The sequence below is a fragment of the Brevibacterium picturae genome (assembly GCF_900105045.1).
GTDB classification, from domain to species: domain Bacteria; phylum Actinomycetota; class Actinomycetes; order Actinomycetales; family Brevibacteriaceae; genus Brevibacterium; species Brevibacterium picturae.
In genome coordinates, this window is sequence record NZ_LT629739.1 from 3388070 (window position 1) to 3404654 (window position 16585).

Here is a 16585-nt window from a genome sequence, read left to right on the forward strand (position 1 = left end):
GTCGTCAAGGGCGGCCGAATCGCGCCGACAGGACCTCGGCCGTGGCACCGACACCGGCCGCGGCAACCTCGCGCGGTCGCCCTTCGGCGACGATCCGACCACCGTCCGGGCCAGGACCGGGTCCCATGTCGATGAGCCAGTCGGAGCCGGCAGCCAACTCCATGTTGTGATCGGCGATGAGGATCGTATCCCCCTCGTCGACGATCTGGCGGAAGAGCCTGCCGAGGACCCGGGCATCGCTGGGGTGAAGGCCGTTGGCCGGCTCGTCGAGAATGAACAGTGAACGCTCCCGTCGCTTCCTGGCCCGCATCACCGCTGCCAGACGCAGGCGTTGCGCCTCACCGCCGGACAGCGTCGCCGAGGACTGCCCGAGCAGCAGACCACCCAGACCGACCCTCTGCAGAACCTCGAAGTGGGCCACGAGCCCGAGCCGTTCGGCGAACACGCTCGCGGCGGCATCGATGGACAGATCGAGGACATCTGCGATGGTCAGTCCGTTCACCGTGACCTCCAGGGTCTCGGCGGTGAATCGGCGGCCCTCGCACTCCGGGCAGGTGCCGCTGGATGCCGGGAGGTGGACGAGGTCGATCGTGATGATGCCCAGCCCCTCACAGCGCGGACATCGTCCCCGTGCGGTGTTGAAGGAGAACTGCGAGGCGGTGAATCCGCGATCGCGGGCCAGCTCGGTCTTCGCGAAGAGGCTGCGGATCTTGTCGAAGATGCCCAGGTAGGTGCCGATGACCGAACGCGATGAGCGTCCGATGGTGGACTGATCGAAGCTGACGACCCGGGTGAAGACCTCGAGTCCCGTGGCGCTCGCCGCCGCCAGTTCTCCTCGCCCAGCCTCACCGGCCACAATCTGCGCCTCCTCGTGCCCGTCGAAGCCGGAGGCCCCCGCGTACCGGGCCAGTGCGGCCACCGAACGCAGAGCCGAGCTCTTGCCAGCCCCGGAGACTCCGGTCAGGGTCGTGAGACCGCCGATCGGAAAGGCCAGAGCGAGATCGCCGAGGTTGTTCGCCGACAGTCCCGCGCACCGTGCCCAGGCCTCGAAGCCCTCTGAGTGCCGCCATGGTCGGCTGGGTGCCTCATTGCGCAGCCGCACGGCGGTCGAACCCTCACCCTCGAGCGCCTCGGCGACCGGGCCGGAGAACATCAGCTGCCCACCGCGGGCACCACCGCCGGGACCGAGTTCGATCACCCAGTCGCAGCGTCGCACGAGCTCCATATCGTGTTCGACGAGGATGACCGTGTTGCCCGCATCCCGCAGGGCCTCGATGTGGGTGAAGAGATGACCGGTGTCCTTCGGGTGCAGCCCGGTGGACAGCTCATCGAAGACGTAGACCATGCCGTGCAGTCCGCTGTGCAGATGGGCCGCCAAGCGCAGGCGCTGCAGTTCACCGGGCGACAGCGTTGCCGCCGACCGGTGGGGTGGAAGATAGCCGACGCCGAGGCGCTCGATCACGTCAGTGCGTTTGTCGAGTTCGTCGAGGAGGACGTGGGCGGCCTCATCGGTGGCGGCGGAGAACCGCTTCGATGTGCTGGGACCGTGCTCATGATCGGCGGTGATGGCGGCGTTGATCGTCACTGCCAGGTCCGTGAGACTGCGCGTGGCCACCTCGGCGATATTCGATCCGCCGATCGTCACAGACAGCGCCGCCGGGTTGATGCGGCTGCCCCGACAGTCGGGGCAGAGGTCGTTGCTGAGGAACGATTCTGTGCGCTCCCGGACCGAGGCGCTGCCTGTTGTGACCATCGTGTCGAGCAGGTACCGGCGGGCGCTGCGGAACTTGCCCGTGTATTCGCGGGCGACATGGTCGGCCACGTCCGCCGGCCTGACGGTGACCGAAGGGGTGTCTTCAGTGGTCAGCACCCATGAGCGAGTGTCAGCGGGCAGTCGGAACCAGGGGAGGTCGACGTCGATGCCCATCGCCTCGACGAGGTGCTTGAAGTTTCGTCCCAGCCATCCGCCCGGCCACGCGGCGATGGCACCCTCGCGGATGGTCAGGGACCTGTCAGGCACTGCGGCCTCGAGGTCGATGTCATGGATGCTGCCCTTCGCAGCACACGTGGGACAGGCACCCTCGACGGTGTTGGGGGAGAAGGCCGAGGCAAGCAGGCGTCCCTGGTCCGCGGGGTAGTCGCCGAAGCGAGAGAAGAGTACCCGCAGCAGGTCAGAGACCTGCGACAGGGTTCCCACGCTCGAATTCTCCGGCGGTGTGGTCACGAGCTGTTTGACCGCGATCGCTGCGGGAAGTCCCGTGATCCGATCGACCTGGGGAGGGGGGACCGCGCCGAGGAGGTGCCGGGTGAAGGGAGAGACCGATTCGAGGTAGCGCCGCTGTGCCTCTGCGTAGATGGTGTCGAAGGCCAGAGACGATTTGCCGGAGCCGGAGACTCCGCAGATCCCGATGAGCTGCCGATGCGGCAGGGAGACGGAGAAGTCGGACAGATTGTGCTCCCGGGCGCCGACGATACCGATCTGTTCGCTCATGGTGGGGCCTCTTCCTTTCGTCCGGGTGCAGCGGTGAGGCTGCACCCGGACCAGAGTACGCGGTCAGCGGTTCGCACGGTGAGCACGCCACGTGCTGATCTGATCCCAGATGACGATGAACCAGATCGCGATGACGGTGATGACCTGCTGCACCTCGGCGCTCGAGGCACTCGTCAGGTCCGGGTGGAGGACCGGCTGTGTCAGCAGTGCGATGGTGAGGAAGACGGCCATGGCGACATCGAGGACCACGCCGGTGATGAGCAGCCCGGCGCTCGCCGAGGAGCGGACCAGCTTGATGACTTCGATGACCGCCATGAGGGTGAGGAAGCCCCAGTAGCCCAGCAGCCATCCCGCTCCCAGATCGGGATTGATGAACGTCTCGCCGTTGTTGAGGTGTCCCACGTAGACCAACGAGGTCGGGATGAGCGGGATCAGTGCCAGAAGAACGATGAAGATCAGGTTCAGGACCGCCTCGGCGCGGATCTGCGCACCTTTGGTGTCCTTGCGACGAAGGTCATCGACGTTCCAGGCCTTCGACCGTGGTCCGGGCAGCTGCTGTGTGGTGCCCCCGTCGAGACCTCGATCGCCGAGCCCGATGAGGATCGTGATGACGGCGAACGCGATCAGCAGTGCTGTGACGGTGCTGCCGATGGTCTGCCCCAGCAGCGCGCCGAGGCGGACCTGCGGCGTCGTCGCGATGTGCACGATGACATTGGTGAGCACGGACAGCACGGCGATCGTCGGAAGCACCCACCGCAGCGACCAGATGTAGAGCGGGTAGGAGGCGGGGCCGATGAAGTGCTGTGGTGAGTTCGTGTATTCCCGTGAGAGCAGGATCGGATCGCCGAGCTCTTCGAGCACCTCCCGTTCGGCGGCCGCGCTCTGGTCCTCGGCCGGGTGATCGAACTCGCCGAGGCGGTCCTCGACCATGTCATTGATCGTCGCCCTGATCTCTGCGGCGATGTCCTCGCGTGACTTCTCGGGCAGATGGCCGATCACGTTGTCGACGTATATGTCGGTGAGCGCACTCATGGTGTGCCTTCCTTCCAGAGTTTCGTGATGCTGGAGTCGAGTTCCAGCCATCGAGAATGGAGTGCCGCGGCGACTTCGGCGCCGCTGGTGGTGACCGTGTAGTACTTGCGCGGACGAGCCTGCTCCGTGTTCCATTCGGCGGTGAGCAGTCCCTGCTTTTCGAGTCTTCGCAACAGTGGGTAAAGAGTGTTCGCCTCTGTCGCGATGCCCGCCTCGGTGAGGGTGGTCAGCAGTGAGTACCCGTACTGCGGACGGCGACAGGCGACGAGGCTGGCAAAGACGACGGTGCCTCGTCTCAGCTCCTGTTCGTGTGTTGCCAGTGCCTGTTCCTCATCCTCGTTCATAACTGACACAATAGTGTGTGACACACACTATTGCAATAGGCGGTATATAGTGTGCGGCCGGATAGAGATTGTAAGCGACTCGCGGCGACCATGGACTGGCATGGAGTCTCTGTCCGTCAAAGAAGATGAGAACGTCTCTTTTCGCGGCGTTTATCCTCGCCGTACAGTGGGGTGATGACTCTTCATCACGTCCGGAGAGGGGAAGGAAGCCCCCTGCTGTTGGTGCACGGCCTTGGCGCGGGTCTGCGCTCCTGGGATCCGATTATCGACGCACTGGCCGTGCACCGTGAGGTCATCGCGGTTGACCTGCCCGGATTCGGCCAGACGGCACCGCTGCCTGGCGAGGTGTCGATCGCCACGCTGGCCGATTCGGTCGCACAATTCATCGGCGAACAGGGCCTGGACGGCGTTGCCACTGCCGGGCAGTCGCTGGGTGGACGGATCGTGCTTGAACTCGCCAGACGCGGGATCGGTGGTGACACCGTATCGCTGGACCCCGGTGGCTTCTGGAGCGAGCGTGAACTGGCGGTCTTCAGCTATACGCTTCGGCTCTCGATCGCCCTTGTCCGTGCTTTGCGCGGTGCCCTGCCGGCGCTTTTGGGCAATCCCGTGAGTCGGACGGCGCTGCTCGCGCAGCTGTCGGCTCGCCCGTGGGCGCTGACGCAGCAGACCGTGCTGCCCGACCTGCTCGGATTGGCCGATGCCGCAGCGACGGATAAGGCGATGGATGCACTCACGAAGGGACCCAAACAGCAGGGAGCTGCGCCCGGGGCGGTTCCCGGTCGAGTCACCATCGGCTGGGGGCGGCGAGACCTCGTCACCGTTGCGCGGCAAGCCCGTCGAGCCGTCGCGGCGTTCCCCGACGCAACGCTGCATTGGTTCCCCAAATGTGGACACTTCCCGCAATGGGATGCGCCGCACGAAGCGGTGGAGCTCATCCTGTCCGGTACCGACTGACGCGTGCTCGGATCCGCTGCACTCGTCAAGGGGGACGAGGCCATCGGCACTTCTGTCTTGCTGATGCCGATGGCGAGACAGGCCCCGGGGTCGGCCGGTAGGAACCGAAGCCGATCGGGACGGAGGTGCCAGGACCGCAACAACGGTCGCCGCGGCTGAGATGCGAGGACTGGCAGACTGGGATCATGCAGTCCCCGAGACACCGGCAGTCGGCGCCGCCCCGGCCGCGAGCAGCGGCGCACCCGCCGCGGTCGATCACTGCGGACAGTCGGCAGCGGCAGAATCGCAGAGGCCGGAAGGGCAAGCGGCTCCTGTCACGCTGGCTGACGTCATCAAGGCCGCCGCGCACGCTGGCGGCTGATATCCGCCGGATAGTCATCGGCGGCATAGTCGCCGTCGCGGCCACCACGCTCATGATGTGGGGCTGGGCCGAGCAAGTGATCGGGGCCGGCCGACCCAGCCGTCCGCTCGACGCCGAAGGCACCGGAATATACGGGACCCTCGTGATCGGGTTCGTCGCTCTGCTCTTCCCTCTGCTCCTGGTCTCCCCGCGCCGTGTCGATCTCGGATACCGGCACCGGGGCCTGCTGTCACTGTTTCTCCTCGGGTCGATGCTCGTGGCTGGACTCATGGCGCTGTCGACCCTCCTGTGGCCGATCTTCGTTGGGCCGTTCGCACCCACGAAGCTGTACTTCGCGTGGGGTACGAGCGCGCTCATGGTGGCCATCGCATTCGTTCTGTCGTGGACGCTGTCACTGCTGTGCATCAACTTCATTTATCCGCTCATACGGTGGAGCGAGTCGAAATGGAACAATCGGCTCACTGGCGGTCTCCTCGCGTTGGTCGTGGTGATGCTCATGCTTCTGACACTTCCGCTGCTGGACATGCCGGTCGCCCAGGCGCCGCTGGCCCTGCTTATCCTGATAGCGGGATGGGCGGCGTTCGTCGGTCTCACGGCCCTGATCGTCGGGATTGGTCAGGCGACCCGGAAATCTCCAGCAGGAGCGCCGTGCTGATCGGAGGTGTGCTCATGAACCATATGGGTGTCGGTCGCGCTGCCCATGCCATACCTACGGTGGGTGTCGTCTTGGAAGATTCGGGGAGCGATGAGTCCTTCGGAGCGTCGAAGTGGGTACTATTCCTGCTTGGAAGGACCGTAGGACAGTCAGTCGAAGATGAGCACGCTTTCGCTGATCCGGCCGTCGTGGATGGTGAAGAACTCGGCTGCGCACGCAGGTGAAGTCGTTCCACGGGTTGCCGACTTAGGTGGCTACTCCGCCAAATCGAGCATCGGGGTGGGGCGGCGGAACCCGCGGGTGACGACGGCGAGATAACCGATGCCGAGGGCCAGCCAGATCGCACCGAAGAGCAGCGTCCGCGGTGACAGGCTCGTCCACAGCCACAGCGTGAGGCAGAAGCCGATGCCGGGCAGCACGATGAAGCTCAGCACAGCGCGTGCCCCGCGTCGTTTCCCGTCGATGACGAAATGCTTGATGACCGAGAGGTTGACTGCCGAGAACGCGATGAGCGCGCCGAAGCTGACCATCTCGGAGATGAAGCTGAGGTCGACGGCGATGGCGAGCAGCGACACGACCCCGACCGAGAGTGTCGCCAGAATCGGCGTGTGGAATCGAGGTGAGAGGCGCCCGAAGAAACGCGTCGGCAATACACCGTCGCGGCCCATTGCGAAGAGGATGCGCGAGACCGAGGCCTGAGAGGTCAGCGCCGAACCGCAGGCGCCGGCGACATACGCGGCGGTGAAGAAGATCGTGAGGAACTCACCGCCCGCGGCAGCCATGACATCGAGGGCGCCCGAGTCGACGTCGGCGAAGTCGTTCGAGGGGTAGACGAGTTGAGCGAGGAACGAGAGCACGATATAGATGAGTCCGCCCGTGACTGTGGCGATGACGATCGCGCGAGGCACGGTGCGCTTGGCGTCTTTGGCCTCCTCGGACAGGGTCGAGACCGCATCGAAGCCGAGGAATGACAGGCACAGGATCGCCGCACCGGCCATGACGTTGCCGAAGCCGGGTGCGCTGCCGTCCCCGGTGAACGGTGCCGCAAGATCAACCGTCCCGGTGCCGGACATCGACGCGATGCCCAAGCAGGCGAAGGTGATGATGAAGATCGCCTGGGCGGCGATGATGACGATGTTGGCCCGTGCCACGGAGACGATGCCGATGACGTTGAGGAAGGTGACGAGAGCGATCGCCGTGAGCACGAACACCCAGGCCGGGATCATCGGGAACGCGGCGGACAGGTAGATGCCGATCACGAGGTAGTTGATCATCGGCAGGAACAGGTAGTCCAGCAGCAGCGCCCAACCGGCAACGAAGCCGATGCCTGCGCCGAAGCTCTTCTGCGTGTAGGTGTAGGCAGATCCGGCGAAGGGCAGTTCGTGGGCCATCTTCGCGTACGACCTGGCGGTGAAGACCATTGCGAGGAGGGTGATCACGTAGGCCAGCGGCACCCGGCCGCCGCTGACCTGGGTGACGATGCCGTAGGTGGTGAAGACCGTGAGCGGCACCATGTAGACGAGGCCGAAGAACACCAGAGAGGGGACACCGAGGGCGCGGCGCAGCTGTCCTTCGCCGCCACCGCGGGGTCGCTCGCCACCGTGAGTTGTGGTGTCGTGTGAGTGGGACATGGCAGTCCTTTCGCTCAGGTCGATGAATGCACGGCAATGCCGCCGAGGTAGGTGGTGTGAACAGCGGTCACCGCGAGTTCCCGCGGTGTCAGTTCCCGAAGGTCGCGGTCGAATCTGATGAGGTCGGCGCTCGCCCCGGGGCAAATCTCGCCCCAGACCGCGGGTGAGTCATCGGCGAAGGCCTGGTGTGCCACTGCAGTCGAATAGGCGTCGAGGGCGCGGTCGATGTCGACGATCTCCTCCGGCGTCCACCCGTCGGCCGGTTCGCCCTCATCGTTCTGTCGGCTCGTGCCGATCGCCAGACCTTCGACGGGTGCGCCCGAGGTGCACGGCCAGTCCGAACCGAACGACAGACGTCCGCCGCGCTCAAGCATGCTGCGCATCCGGTACTGCTCCAGGGCCCGATCCTCGCCGAGGCGGGGGATCGTGAGCACGGTCATGAGGTCATCGAGCTGTGCCCACAGAGGCTGCATGTTCGCGATGACCCCGAGGTTCGCGAACCGGTCAAGATCCGCGGTGTCGACGAGCTGCGCATGGGCGATGACCGGCCGGCGGTCACGGTGCCCGTTCGTCGTGATGGCCGATTCGATGGCGTCGAGTCCCTGCCGGACGGCGGCATCGCCGATGGCATGGATGTGGACCTGAAAGCCTGCGGCGTCGACGGCTCGAACCGCCTCGGCCAGTGTTTCACCTTCCCAGACCCGCAGGCCGTGGTTGTGCAGGGATGAGCAGTATGGTTCGAGCAGGGACCCGGTCTCGTTCTCGACGACGCCGTCGGCGAAGAACTTCACGGTCTTCGCGCCGAGCATCGGATCGGCGAGTTCTTCCACGCGTCTTCTGGCCTCGACCATGGCCGGCAGCTGCTCGGCGAAGCGGCGCGGGTCGGCATAGAGGGCCAGATTGAACCGAAGCTTCAGCCGCCCCTGGGTCGAGGCGGCGAGGTAGGTCTCGACATCGGCCGGTTCGACCCAGGCATCCTGGACCCAGGTCACCCCGCGTTCGAGATAGTAGTCCGCCGCGCGTTCCAGGGCGCGCAGACGCATGGCTTCGTCCAGCGGCGGGCGCACGGCGTCGACGAGATCGACCGCGCCCCACTCCCGCAGTGTTCCCAGGGGCGAATCGTCATCTCGGCGGGGGATCTCACCCAGCTCCGGCTGGGGTGTCCCCGCAGTGATCTCGGCGAGTTCGAGGGCCCGGGAATTGCACCACACCGTGTGATAGTCCCAGGCACGCAGAACCACCGGACGATCCGACACAGCTTCGTCGAGCCAGCGAGCGTCGAAGAGCCCACCGTCGATGAGGCTGCCGTCGTAGGAGGCGCCGGTGATCCACTCGATGTCGGGATGGGCAGTCGCGAAGCGCCGGACCTCGGTGATGATCTCATCGACGCTGGTGCACGCCCGCACCTGCGGCCCCTCCGCCTCGAGGCCGCCGAAGATCGGGTGGGCATGACCATCGCCGAAGGAAGGCATGAGAAACCCGCCGTCGAGGTCGACGACCTCGACCGATTCCTCCGACGACTGCGACGACGATGACGGGGACGCCGACGACGGAGAGACTGCCAGCTTCCGCTCCACCTCGGCGGTGCCGATCGCGACGATGACACCGTCGCTCACGAGCAGGGACTCTGCGGGCTCATTCGCGGCCCCGAGCCAGATCGTGCCGTTGTGGAAATGCGTCATTGCCAATTCGGTTCGTCCCCCGCTGCGCTGCGTACGATCACTGACCCGCCACCGGATACGAACACTGTTCGTATAAGTGACTGAGAACACGATACACTCCGAGTGGAACCAGGGGAAGAGGAGGTGAGATCGACGTGAGGCTCAATCGGGAACGGCTCGTCGACGCCGCGCTCGCCCTCGTCGATGCTGACGGGTCAGAGGCGCTGTCGATGCGCACCCTCGCGGCTCGCGTCGACCGTCAGGTGTCCTCTCTGTACAATCATGTGTCGGGCCGAACCGACCTCATCGAACTCATGCGCGCCCGCATCGTCGCCGACATCGATGTGAGCGCGTTCGCCTCGGCGGCATCAACTGCTCACGAGGTTCCGTGGGATGCGGCCCTCGAATCCTGGGCGCGGTCCTATCTGCAGGCCTTCGCGGCCCACCCCAATCTCATCCGTCTGCTGGCGACGACGGAGATCCGGGAACTGTCGACGTATCAGATGTACGACGCGGTCATCGCCGGCCTGCGCCGAGGTGGCTGGCCGGAGTCGCGGACCGTGGCGGTCATGCGCACGGTTGAGGCCCATGTCCTCGGTTCCGCGCTCGACATCATCGCCCCGGGCGATCTCATCACCCAGGATTCAGCCGATGCCCGGTTCTCCGAGATCCGCGCGGCACTCGACCCGCGATTCTCTCAGACGTCCACGGCTAGGGCTGCATTCGACCTCGGGCTCACCGCCCTCATCGATGGGCTGCGGCTGCAGTTGAAGGCGGAAGCGTCGTGAACGATGCGTCAGTTGGGCAATTCTGGGGCCTGGCGCGGAGGGCGCGGCCAGAGCTTCCCGTCGAGGTGCCGGAGGCGTGGGCGTTCGGTGCGACGCCCGAGCAGGCCGACGAACTTCTCGCACTGGTCCTCGACGGGGCGAAGACTGGCACCGCCTCGTCGCTGTGGGATGTTGAGGCCGAGAGCGAAGAAGTGCCCGAGGTCGGTGAGATGAGCATCATCCTCGATGGTCGCGACCGGCCACGCGCAGTCATCGAGACCACTGCCGTCGAGACCGTCCCCTTCGACGAAGTGACCGCCGAGCATGCCTGGGCCGAAGGGGAGGGCGATCGTTCCCTGGCTGCCTGGCGAGACATCCACGAACGATTCTGGCGCGGGCACGGGCTGGGCCCGCGCGGTTTCTCACGAGGTATGCCGGTCGTCTGCGAGCGGTTCGCGCTCGTTTTCGTGTCGTAGTCTCCGCGGTGGGCCAGTGGGCGGATCAGCTCATTTCGACCGAATCGACGGCCAGGTCAGAGGGCTGCTTCCGGAATCCCTTGGTGGTGAACGCGAGGATGATCGCTCCGATGACCAGCCAGATCGAGCCGAGGACGACGGCGTGGATGTCGAGCTGGGTGAGCAGGAATCCGATGACGAGGACACCGATGATCGGACAGACGAGGTAGAGCATCACGCCGAGGTGGTTCCCGCCTCGGCGCTGCTGTGCCCAATAGACGATGACGGAGACGTTGACCATGATGAAGGCGAGGAAGGCACCGAAGTTGATGAAAGACGTCGACGTCGAGACATCCATGACGATCGCGACGAGTCCGATCACCGCGATGGCCAGGATCGAGAGCACCGGGGTGTGGAACCGTGCGCTGAGCTTGCCGAAGAAGCGGCGCGGCAGCACACCGTCGCGGCCCATGGCGAAGAGCAGTCGGCTACCGGCGGCTTGGGCAGCGATGCCCGAGGTGAACTGTGCGATGACGAGGGCGGCCAGGAAGATCGCGCCGAAGAGGTGTCCGCCGATCCGGCGCGCGATTTCGAAGGCTGCGGCATCGGAGTTCTCGAACACACCACCCGGGTGGACGAGCTGCACGGCATAGGCGACGACGACGAAGATGCCGCCGCCGATGAGAGCAATGAGCATGATCGCCTTCGGCACAGTGCGTCGCGGGTCGATGGTCTCCTCGGTGAAGGTGGTCACCGCATCGAAGCCGAGGAACGAATACGCGGCGACGGCGGCGCCACCTCCGATCGCGATGAGGTTCGCGTCGACACCGGTGAACGGGGTCGCACTGACCAGGCCGGCCGCGCCGCCAGTGGAGAAGACATCGGACAGTGACAGGACGACGAAGAAAGCGATGACGAGGATCTGGAAGGACATGAGGATGAGGTTCACGCGATCGGCGACCTTGATTCCGACGATGTTGAGCACGGTCGTGAGCACGATGAATCCGATGATCCACACGGCTATCGGCACCGCAGGGAACTGTGCCTGCAGGTAGGAGCCGCCGATGAGCCAGATGACCATCGGCAGGAAGAGGTAGTCGAGCATGGTGGCCCAGCCGACGAGGAATCCCACGCGACCGTCGATGGTTTTGCGTACATAGGTGTAGGCAGACCCTGCGACAGGGAATGCCGCGGCCATGCGCCCGTAGCTGTTGGCGGTGAAGAGCATCGCGATGAGCGCGAGCAGGTACGCGCTGGCGCTGGCTCCGGAGGTCTGGGAGGCGATGACGCCGAAGATGCCGAGCACGATGAGCGGCGTGAGGTAGGCGAGGCCGAATATCACCAACGACGGCAGTCGCAGGGTTCGGGAGAGCGTGACGGTGTCGGACATGGGAAACTCCATTGTTCACAGTGATATCAGTGGGGCGAGTGGGCAGGATTCTCAGTGGCGGTGCGGTCGCTGTACTCAGTCGCGGTGCCGGTGATGAGGTGACCAGCGAACCGGGTCGAGAGTTCCGTCGTAGAGGGGGAGAGGGATCGGCGCGTCGTCGGATCGGAACTGGGACCAGACCCGGTTGGTTCCGGCGGTGCCCACCTCTCGCACGCGCCGAACTCTGGCCGGGTCCATCCGGACGACGATGGTGTCCTCACCGAGGCCCGCCTCGCCGAGGAGGAGACCCTCCGGGTCGACAGCGATGCTGCGGCCGCGACCATAAGGTGCTGCGCAGTTGACGCTGAGCATGTACACCTGATTGACGATCGCGTTCGCGCGTGCCAGAACGAGTTCCTGTTCGCGATCCTGGCTGGTGGTCTTGACGATATTGACGATAGCGTCAGCCCCCATCCATGCGAGGTGGCGGGAGTGTTCGGGGAACCAGGCGTCGTAGCAGTTGGACAGTCCGAGCACGCCGCAGCCATCCAGTGGGGCGATGACGAATTCGGTTCCCGGCCGGTGGGGTTCAAAGGGTCTCCAGGGGAACATCTTGCGGTAGCTCGCGGCGAGTTTCCCATCGGGGGAGAAGACCAGCTGAGTGTTGTAATACTCGAGGGTCTCGGACTCGGGCACGCTCTCGCTCGCATCGGGCTTCTCGCCGATGCTGCCGGGGCACAGCCACAGTCCGAATTCCGCGGCGATCGCGCCGATTCTCTCGACATAGGGATCGTCGAGTGTCACGGCCAGTGAAGCGAGCGCCTCGGCCTGCTCACCGAGTGGAAGTTGATCCACGCCCTGGAGGTGCAGCTCCGGGTAGACGAGCATGGTGACCTCGGGGAAGTGGGCGCAGGTAGCCGCGACGTCGGCCCGAAAGCTCTCGAGGGCATCGGGGCCGGAGAGAGGCGACCGCTGAGCAAGGCCCACAACCAATTCGCGTTCCGTCACGACGGGTCCCTTCGCTTCGTCTTTAAAGTGATCATTTTGATCACTATAAGCTCACCTCCGGATAGACTGCAAGATATGGCGAGTAGGAAATCAACGCAGAGCGCCGACGGGGACGTTCCCGGTGTCGATCAGACGATCTTCGCTGCCCCTGGGGCAGCGGCTGTGACCAGGCTCTCTGCCGTCGACACTGTTCGAGCGCGCGTTCTTCTCTCGATCGAGCACGCTCTTCTGTCTCCCGGCAGCAAACTCCCGCGCACGGAACTTCTCGCCTCGGGGCTTGAGGTCAGTGTCATCACTGCCCGGCGTGCCCTCGAGAGTCTTGTCGATGACGGAGTCCTCGAACGCAGGCGAGGGCGCGGCGGCGGGACCTTCGTGACTGCGGATCCTCCATCTCTCAATGACTCATCGGTGACCGCCTATCGTGCCGACGCGGATGCCATCCTCAGGCTCATCGACCAGCGCAGCCTGATGGAGAGCGCCATTGTCGCCGAGGCGGCACGCAGGGCCACGCCCGAACAGTGCGATGAGCTCGATGGGCTGATCCGAGCATCGCGTGAGGCCGCCGACTGGCACGAGCACCATGGCCCCGACACGCGTTTCCATCGTCTGTGCGCCGAGATCAGCGGACTGCCTGAGGTCGATACCTACCTGGCGTACTACTCGGCGCTGACGAGGTACTTCGTTCCCTACCCGCAGGAACAGCTGGAAGAGGGGCGAGAGCACCATGAGCGTCTCGTGGCAGCATTCCGCGAACACGACTCGATTGCCGCCATCGAAGTCACTCGCATTCATGTTGACGCTCTGCGCCGCGAGATGTTCGTCGGGCTGGAACGATGAGCAGGCGAGAGGGGGCGCCGGATGAATGCCGCTGAATACTGGGTGATGATCCACGCCGAACGTAGTCGCTTGGCCGAGCACCTCGGCGGTCTGGATGGTGTTCGATGGAATGAGCCGACGCTATGTGCCGACTGGTCGGTCGAACAGGTCGTCGCCCACCTGAGTGCGGCAGCGAACACGGGCAGGTGGGCGTGGATCCGCAAATCTTCCGCAACGCTGTTCCAGCCACGGTCGCACCAACGAAGGACTATCCGGCCTTCCTCGGCGAGGTCATCGTCCACGGCCAGGACATTGCTCGCCCTCTGGGGGTGGATCTGGATCCCGACGCCGAAGCGGTTCTCGAGGTGGCGCGCTTCTTTGCGGCGAAGGACTTCGCCGTCAACAGCCGAACCCTGGTCAAGGGGTTGAGCCTCAACGCTGATGATGCCGACTTCTCGGTCGGTGACGGGCCGACCGTGAGTGGGGAGCTGATCGATCTCGTGATGGCGATGGCTGGCCGAAGCGACGCGTGCGACATGCTCACGGGCGATGGCGTCGACGAGCTGCGACAACGGATGTCCCGTAGCTGAGCGCGCTGACTGTGGGGCCCGTTTGGTCACCGCGACTACGCGCTGGTGACCATGCCGATCGTGACGAGAATAAAGCCGACGAGCTGAAGTGAGGCCCGCACGATCTGAAAGGCATCCCAGCGGCGACGCATGGCGATGAACCCATTCGGCGCTGTCGCCTCGGTGATGCGACCGGTCCGGAGGTTGATCGGAACATTGCCGATGATCGTGACGATGAGCCCAACGCTGAGGCTCACGGCTGCCGCGATGAGCCACCCCGAAGGGTCGTTGATCGCGACGATGATGCCGAGGGCGGTGGCCGCGGTCATTCCGATGGGCATGACGCGCCCGAATGTTCTGAGCAGCCCCTGTTCGAAGACGAGCTGGTCCTCTGGCTTCAGCTTGCGAATGACCGGGTGGACGAGGGTCGCTGAGCCGAATTCCGCCGAACCGACGAATCCAGTGACGATGATGGCTGCGATGTCGATGATGTCCACGATATCTCCTAATGGGTAGTGGAACTATCTATAATAGATAGTAGTAGTATCTGTATTGGAAGCGCAATACCCCGAAGGAGATTCTTATGGCGGAAGCGACCGAGATGCGCATGGCTGAGCTGGCCCGACGTTCTGAGCTGAGCGTGCCCACGATCAAGTACTACCTGAGGGAGGGTCTGCTGCAGCAGGGCCGACGCACAAGTGTGAACCAGGCGGTCTATGACGATGCCCATCTGGAAAGACTTCGCTTGATCCGTGCGCTGACGAGCGTGGCTGGACTGCCGCTGTCAAAGGTTCGCGAGGTGGTGGAAGCAGTGAGCGCAGAGCCAACGGTCATCGACGCCATGGCCGTGGCTCAGGACGTTCTCCTCGGCGACGGTGCACAAGCGGAAACCACAGGGACAGACGTCAAGACCTCAGACGTGCTCGATCGCGTGATTGCCGAACGAGGATGGCGCTGCGAACGGACCTCGCCGGCCTATCATGCAGCGGTGAATGCCGTGGACGAGTTGGACCAAGAAGGGCTCACTGTCATCCTCGATCGCCTCGGTGACTACGCAGAGTCAGCGGAACAGGTGGGCCGAATCGACCTCGACACCGTTGAGACGGTCGAAGGATTGGAAGTGAAGGTCCGCGGTGTGGTTCTGGGCAGCGTGCTTCGACGACCGCTGCTCGAGGCGCTGGTGCTCCTGGCCCAGCAGCATTTCGCTCAGGAGCATTTCGCCCAGGACTTCACAGGCCCTGGGGCTTCGCGTCGTAGGTGAGCCAGTTGGTCTTCGTCGCTATCCGGTCGTAGAGCACCTGCGCTTGGGCATTGTCATCCGCAGTGATCCACCGGACGACCGAGCGTCCCTCGTCCGCGGCGATCTCCTGCAGTCGGGTGATCAGCGCTCGCCCAGAGCCTGCTCCGCGAGACTGAGGATCGGTGAAGAGATCGTCGAGCCAGATGCCGACAGTGCCGGTCGACGGACGCGAGAATCTGCGGAAGTCGGCGATTGCGACGATACGGCCATCCGCCTCGGCGATCAGGCCCTGGCACTCGTGTGCGGAGTCCATGAGCCAGCCCCACACTCGGGAGACGATCTCCTCGGATTCCGGCAGGTGATAGAACTCGCGGTAGCCGCGGAAGAGCTCACGCCAGCGGGGCTCGTCTGTCGGTTCGACAGGGCGAACGGAAGTGGTCGACGAATCTGTCATAGCTGTCCGGGCCTTTCCTCATATTGCTGCAGGGCTCCATGTGAGCACTGCAGGGAGCCCTGTGACTACCGCAGTGCGACATGTACTGCAAGAGTATGTGAAAAAGCCCCTGGCCGGGAGAATATTTCCCGAACCAGGGGCCGATTTCGATCTGTACGCGAGGGGGGACTTGAACCCCCACGTCCGCAGACACTGGAACCTAAATCCAGCGCGTCTACCAATTCCGCCACTCGCGCGCGACGTCATCAAGATTAGCAGGGCGAGGGCGAGTTGCTGAAAACGATCAGATAACGCAGGAGGTCAGGCTGCGTCGATGCCCAGCGCCTTGCGCACACGAGCAACGTGGCCGGTGGCCTTGACGTTGTACTGTGCCAGTTCCACGGCACCGTCGGCATCGATGACGAGCGTCGAGCGGATGACACCCTGGACGACCTTGCCGTAGTTCTTCTTCTCGCCGAAGGCGCCCCAGGCTTCCATCATGGATTTGTCGGGGTCGGAGAGGAGATCGAAGTTCAGGCTCTCCTTCTCAGCGAACTTCTTGAGCTTCTCCGGCTTGTCGGGTGAGATGCCCAGGACGACGAGACCGGCAGCCGAGAGTGCCGAGAGCGAATCGCGGAAGTCGCAGGCCTCGGTCGTGCAGCCGGGGGTCATGGCAGCTGGGTAGAAGTAGACGACGACCCGCTGTCCCTTGAACTCGCTGAGGGTCACGGACTTCTCATCCTGGTTGGTCAGGGTGAAGTCCGGGGCTGTGTCGCCGACTGACAGACGTGGCATA

General features: G+C 64.5%; 18 protein-coding genes and 1 tRNA gene. 8 read left to right on the forward strand and 11 right to left on the reverse strand.

What is annotated here, in order from left to right:
- Positions 1-4 precede the first annotated feature (4 nt).
- The 3 genes from BLT92_RS15440 to BLT92_RS15450 all read right to left on the reverse strand — a co-directional run bounded on the left by BLT92_RS15440 (position 5) and on the right by BLT92_RS15450 (position 3867).
- A complete protein-coding gene (locus tag BLT92_RS15440; RefSeq protein WP_092106967.1) occupies positions 5-2491 on the reverse strand; it encodes an excinuclease ABC subunit UvrA in 2487 nt (828 codons plus the stop codon).
- 63 nt (positions 2492-2554) lie between these two features.
- On the reverse strand, positions 2555-3523 hold the full coding sequence (locus BLT92_RS15445) for an HAAS signaling domain-containing protein (protein WP_092106969.1): 969 nt from the start codon (positions 3521-3523) through the stop codon (positions 2555-2557).
- Positions 3520-3867, reverse strand: coding sequence for a PadR family transcriptional regulator (locus BLT92_RS15450; protein ID WP_092106971.1), 348 nt, complete (start codon positions 3865-3867; stop codon positions 3520-3522). Before BLT92_RS15450 ends, BLT92_RS15445 begins: the two co-directional genes overlap by 4 nt.
- 174 nt (positions 3868-4041) lie before the next feature.
- Here BLT92_RS15450 and BLT92_RS15455 point away from each other — a divergent pair, with 174 nt between their 5' ends.
- Together BLT92_RS15455 and BLT92_RS15465 are read left to right on the forward strand one after the other, a co-directional pair.
- Positions 4042-4824, forward strand: a complete 783-nt coding sequence (locus tag BLT92_RS15455) for an alpha/beta fold hydrolase (RefSeq protein ID WP_092106973.1) — start codon at positions 4042-4044, stop codon at positions 4822-4824.
- A 185-nt stretch (positions 4825-5009) separates the two neighbouring features.
- Complete coding sequence (locus tag BLT92_RS15465; RefSeq protein ID WP_157691474.1) at positions 5010-5840, forward strand: hypothetical protein; 831 nt, start codon at positions 5010-5012, stop codon at positions 5838-5840.
- 254 nt (positions 5841-6094) lie between these two features.
- Here the strand turns inward: BLT92_RS15465 and BLT92_RS15475 are convergent, their stop codons facing one another.
- Both BLT92_RS15475 and BLT92_RS15480 read right to left on the reverse strand, forming a co-directional pair.
- Positions 6095-7471, reverse strand: coding sequence for an APC family permease (locus BLT92_RS15475; RefSeq protein ID WP_092106981.1), 1377 nt, complete (start codon positions 7469-7471; stop codon positions 6095-6097).
- 14 nt (positions 7472-7485) lie between these two features.
- Positions 7486-9153 carry an amidohydrolase gene (locus BLT92_RS15480; RefSeq protein ID WP_231938873.1) on the reverse strand — a complete coding sequence of 556 codons (1668 nt, stop codon included), beginning with the start codon at positions 9151-9153 and terminating at the stop codon, positions 7486-7488.
- 134 nt (positions 9154-9287) lie between these two features.
- On the opposite strand from BLT92_RS15480, the gene BLT92_RS15485 reads away from it, so the two are divergent.
- Positions 9288-9920, forward strand: coding sequence for a TetR/AcrR family transcriptional regulator C-terminal domain-containing protein (locus BLT92_RS15485; protein ID WP_092106985.1), 633 nt, complete (start codon positions 9288-9290; stop codon positions 9918-9920).
- Entirely contained in the window at positions 9917-10375 is a 459-nt protein-coding gene (locus tag BLT92_RS15490; RefSeq protein ID WP_092106987.1) for an ASCH domain-containing protein, read from the forward strand. Before BLT92_RS15485 ends, BLT92_RS15490 begins: the two co-directional genes overlap by 4 nt.
- A gap of 25 nt (positions 10376-10400) precedes the next feature.
- On the opposite strand, the gene BLT92_RS15495 is transcribed toward BLT92_RS15490, so the two are convergent.
- Complete coding sequence (locus tag BLT92_RS15495) at positions 10401-11744, reverse strand: APC family permease (protein ID WP_092106989.1); 1344 nt, start codon at positions 11742-11744, stop codon at positions 10401-10403.
- A gap of 75 nt (positions 11745-11819) precedes the next feature.
- Positions 11820-12731 carry a carbon-nitrogen hydrolase family protein gene (locus BLT92_RS15500; protein WP_197679627.1) on the reverse strand — a complete coding sequence of 304 codons (912 nt, stop codon included), beginning with the start codon at positions 12729-12731 and terminating at the stop codon, positions 11820-11822.
- Between the two features lie 75 nt (positions 12732-12806).
- Between BLT92_RS15500 and BLT92_RS15505 the strand changes: the two genes are divergently transcribed.
- The 3 genes from BLT92_RS15505 to BLT92_RS21295 are packed head-to-tail and all read left to right on the forward strand — an operon-like array spanning position 12807 to position 14137.
- Entirely contained in the window at positions 12807-13568 is a 762-nt protein-coding gene (locus BLT92_RS15505) for a FadR/GntR family transcriptional regulator (protein ID WP_092106991.1), read from the forward strand.
- Positions 13569-13613: 45 nt separating this feature from the next.
- Positions 13614-13976: a maleylpyruvate isomerase N-terminal domain-containing protein gene (locus BLT92_RS21290; protein WP_407922890.1), complete on the forward strand. Its 363-nt coding sequence runs from the start codon at positions 13614-13616 to the stop codon at positions 13974-13976.
- Complete coding sequence (locus tag BLT92_RS21295; protein WP_407922862.1) at positions 13973-14137, forward strand: hypothetical protein; 165 nt, start codon at positions 13973-13975, stop codon at positions 14135-14137. Before BLT92_RS21290 ends, BLT92_RS21295 begins: the two co-directional genes overlap by 4 nt.
- Before the next feature lie 35 nt (positions 14138-14172).
- Here the strand turns inward: BLT92_RS21295 and BLT92_RS15515 are convergent, their stop codons facing one another.
- The gene (locus BLT92_RS15515; protein ID WP_092106993.1) at positions 14173-14613 is read right to left on the reverse strand and encodes an anthrone oxygenase family protein; all 441 of its coding nucleotides are present in this window, start codon (positions 14611-14613) and stop codon (positions 14173-14175) included.
- Between the two features lie 86 nt (positions 14614-14699).
- Here BLT92_RS15515 and BLT92_RS15520 point away from each other — a divergent pair, with 86 nt between their 5' ends.
- A complete protein-coding gene (locus BLT92_RS15520; RefSeq protein WP_197679628.1) occupies positions 14700-15377 on the forward strand; it encodes a MerR family transcriptional regulator in 678 nt (225 codons plus the stop codon).
- On the opposite strand, the gene BLT92_RS15525 is transcribed toward BLT92_RS15520, so the two are convergent.
- The 3 genes from BLT92_RS15525 to bcp all read right to left on the reverse strand — a co-directional run bounded on the left by BLT92_RS15525 (position 15346) and on the right by bcp (position 16584).
- Positions 15346-15810, reverse strand: coding sequence for a GNAT family N-acetyltransferase (locus BLT92_RS15525; protein WP_092106995.1), 465 nt, complete (start codon positions 15808-15810; stop codon positions 15346-15348). The genes BLT92_RS15520 and BLT92_RS15525 overlap by 32 nt on opposite strands.
- Before the next feature lie 154 nt (positions 15811-15964).
- Positions 15965-16046 (reverse strand) — tRNA-Leu (locus tag BLT92_RS15530).
- Between the two features lie 64 nt (positions 16047-16110).
- Positions 16111-16584, reverse strand: a complete 474-nt coding sequence (gene bcp, locus BLT92_RS15535) for a thioredoxin-dependent thiol peroxidase (RefSeq protein ID WP_092106996.1) — start codon at positions 16582-16584, stop codon at positions 16111-16113.
- Between the last annotated feature and the right edge of the window lies 1 nt (position 16585).

What these genes read in the sequence shown, in the direction of transcription:
- BLT92_RS15440 (WP_092106967.1), bottom strand. Translation starts at nt 2,491, where the DNA reads ATGAGCGAACAGATCGGTATCGTCGGCGCCCGGGAGCACAATCTGTCC.
- BLT92_RS15445 (WP_092106969.1), bottom strand. Translation starts at nt 3,523, where the DNA reads ATGAGTGCGCTCACCGACATATACGTCGACAACGTGATCGGCCATCTG.
- BLT92_RS15450 (WP_092106971.1), bottom strand. Translation starts at nt 3,867, where the DNA reads ATGAACGAGGATGAGGAACAGGCACTGGCAACACACGAACAGGAGCTG.
- BLT92_RS15455 (WP_092106973.1), top strand. Translation starts at nt 4,042, where the DNA reads ATGACTCTTCATCACGTCCGGAGAGGGGAAGGAAGCCCCCTGCTGTTG.
- BLT92_RS15465 (WP_157691474.1), top strand. Translation starts at nt 5,010, where the DNA reads ATGCAGTCCCCGAGACACCGGCAGTCGGCGCCGCCCCGGCCGCGAGCA.
- BLT92_RS15475 (WP_092106981.1), bottom strand. Translation starts at nt 7,471, where the DNA reads ATGTCCCACTCACACGACACCACAACTCACGGTGGCGAGCGACCCCGC.
- BLT92_RS15480 (WP_231938873.1), bottom strand. Translation starts at nt 9,153, where the DNA reads ATGACGCATTTCCACAACGGCACGATCTGGCTCGGGGCCGCGAATGAG.
- BLT92_RS15495 (WP_092106989.1), bottom strand. Translation starts at nt 11,744, where the DNA reads ATGTCCGACACCGTCACGCTCTCCCGAACCCTGCGACTGCCGTCGTTG.
- BLT92_RS15505 (WP_092106991.1), top strand. Translation starts at nt 12,807, where the DNA reads ATGGCGAGTAGGAAATCAACGCAGAGCGCCGACGGGGACGTTCCCGGT.
- BLT92_RS21290 (WP_407922890.1), top strand. Translation starts at nt 13,614, where the DNA reads ATGATCCACGCCGAACGTAGTCGCTTGGCCGAGCACCTCGGCGGTCTG.
- BLT92_RS15520 (WP_197679628.1), top strand. Translation starts at nt 14,700, where the DNA reads ATGGCGGAAGCGACCGAGATGCGCATGGCTGAGCTGGCCCGACGTTCT.
- BLT92_RS15525 (WP_092106995.1), bottom strand. Translation starts at nt 15,810, where the DNA reads ATGACAGATTCGTCGACCACTTCCGTTCGCCCTGTCGAACCGACAGAC.
- bcp (WP_092106996.1), bottom strand. Translation starts at nt 16,584, where the DNA reads ATGCCACGTCTGTCAGTCGGCGACACAGCCCCGGACTTCACCCTGACC.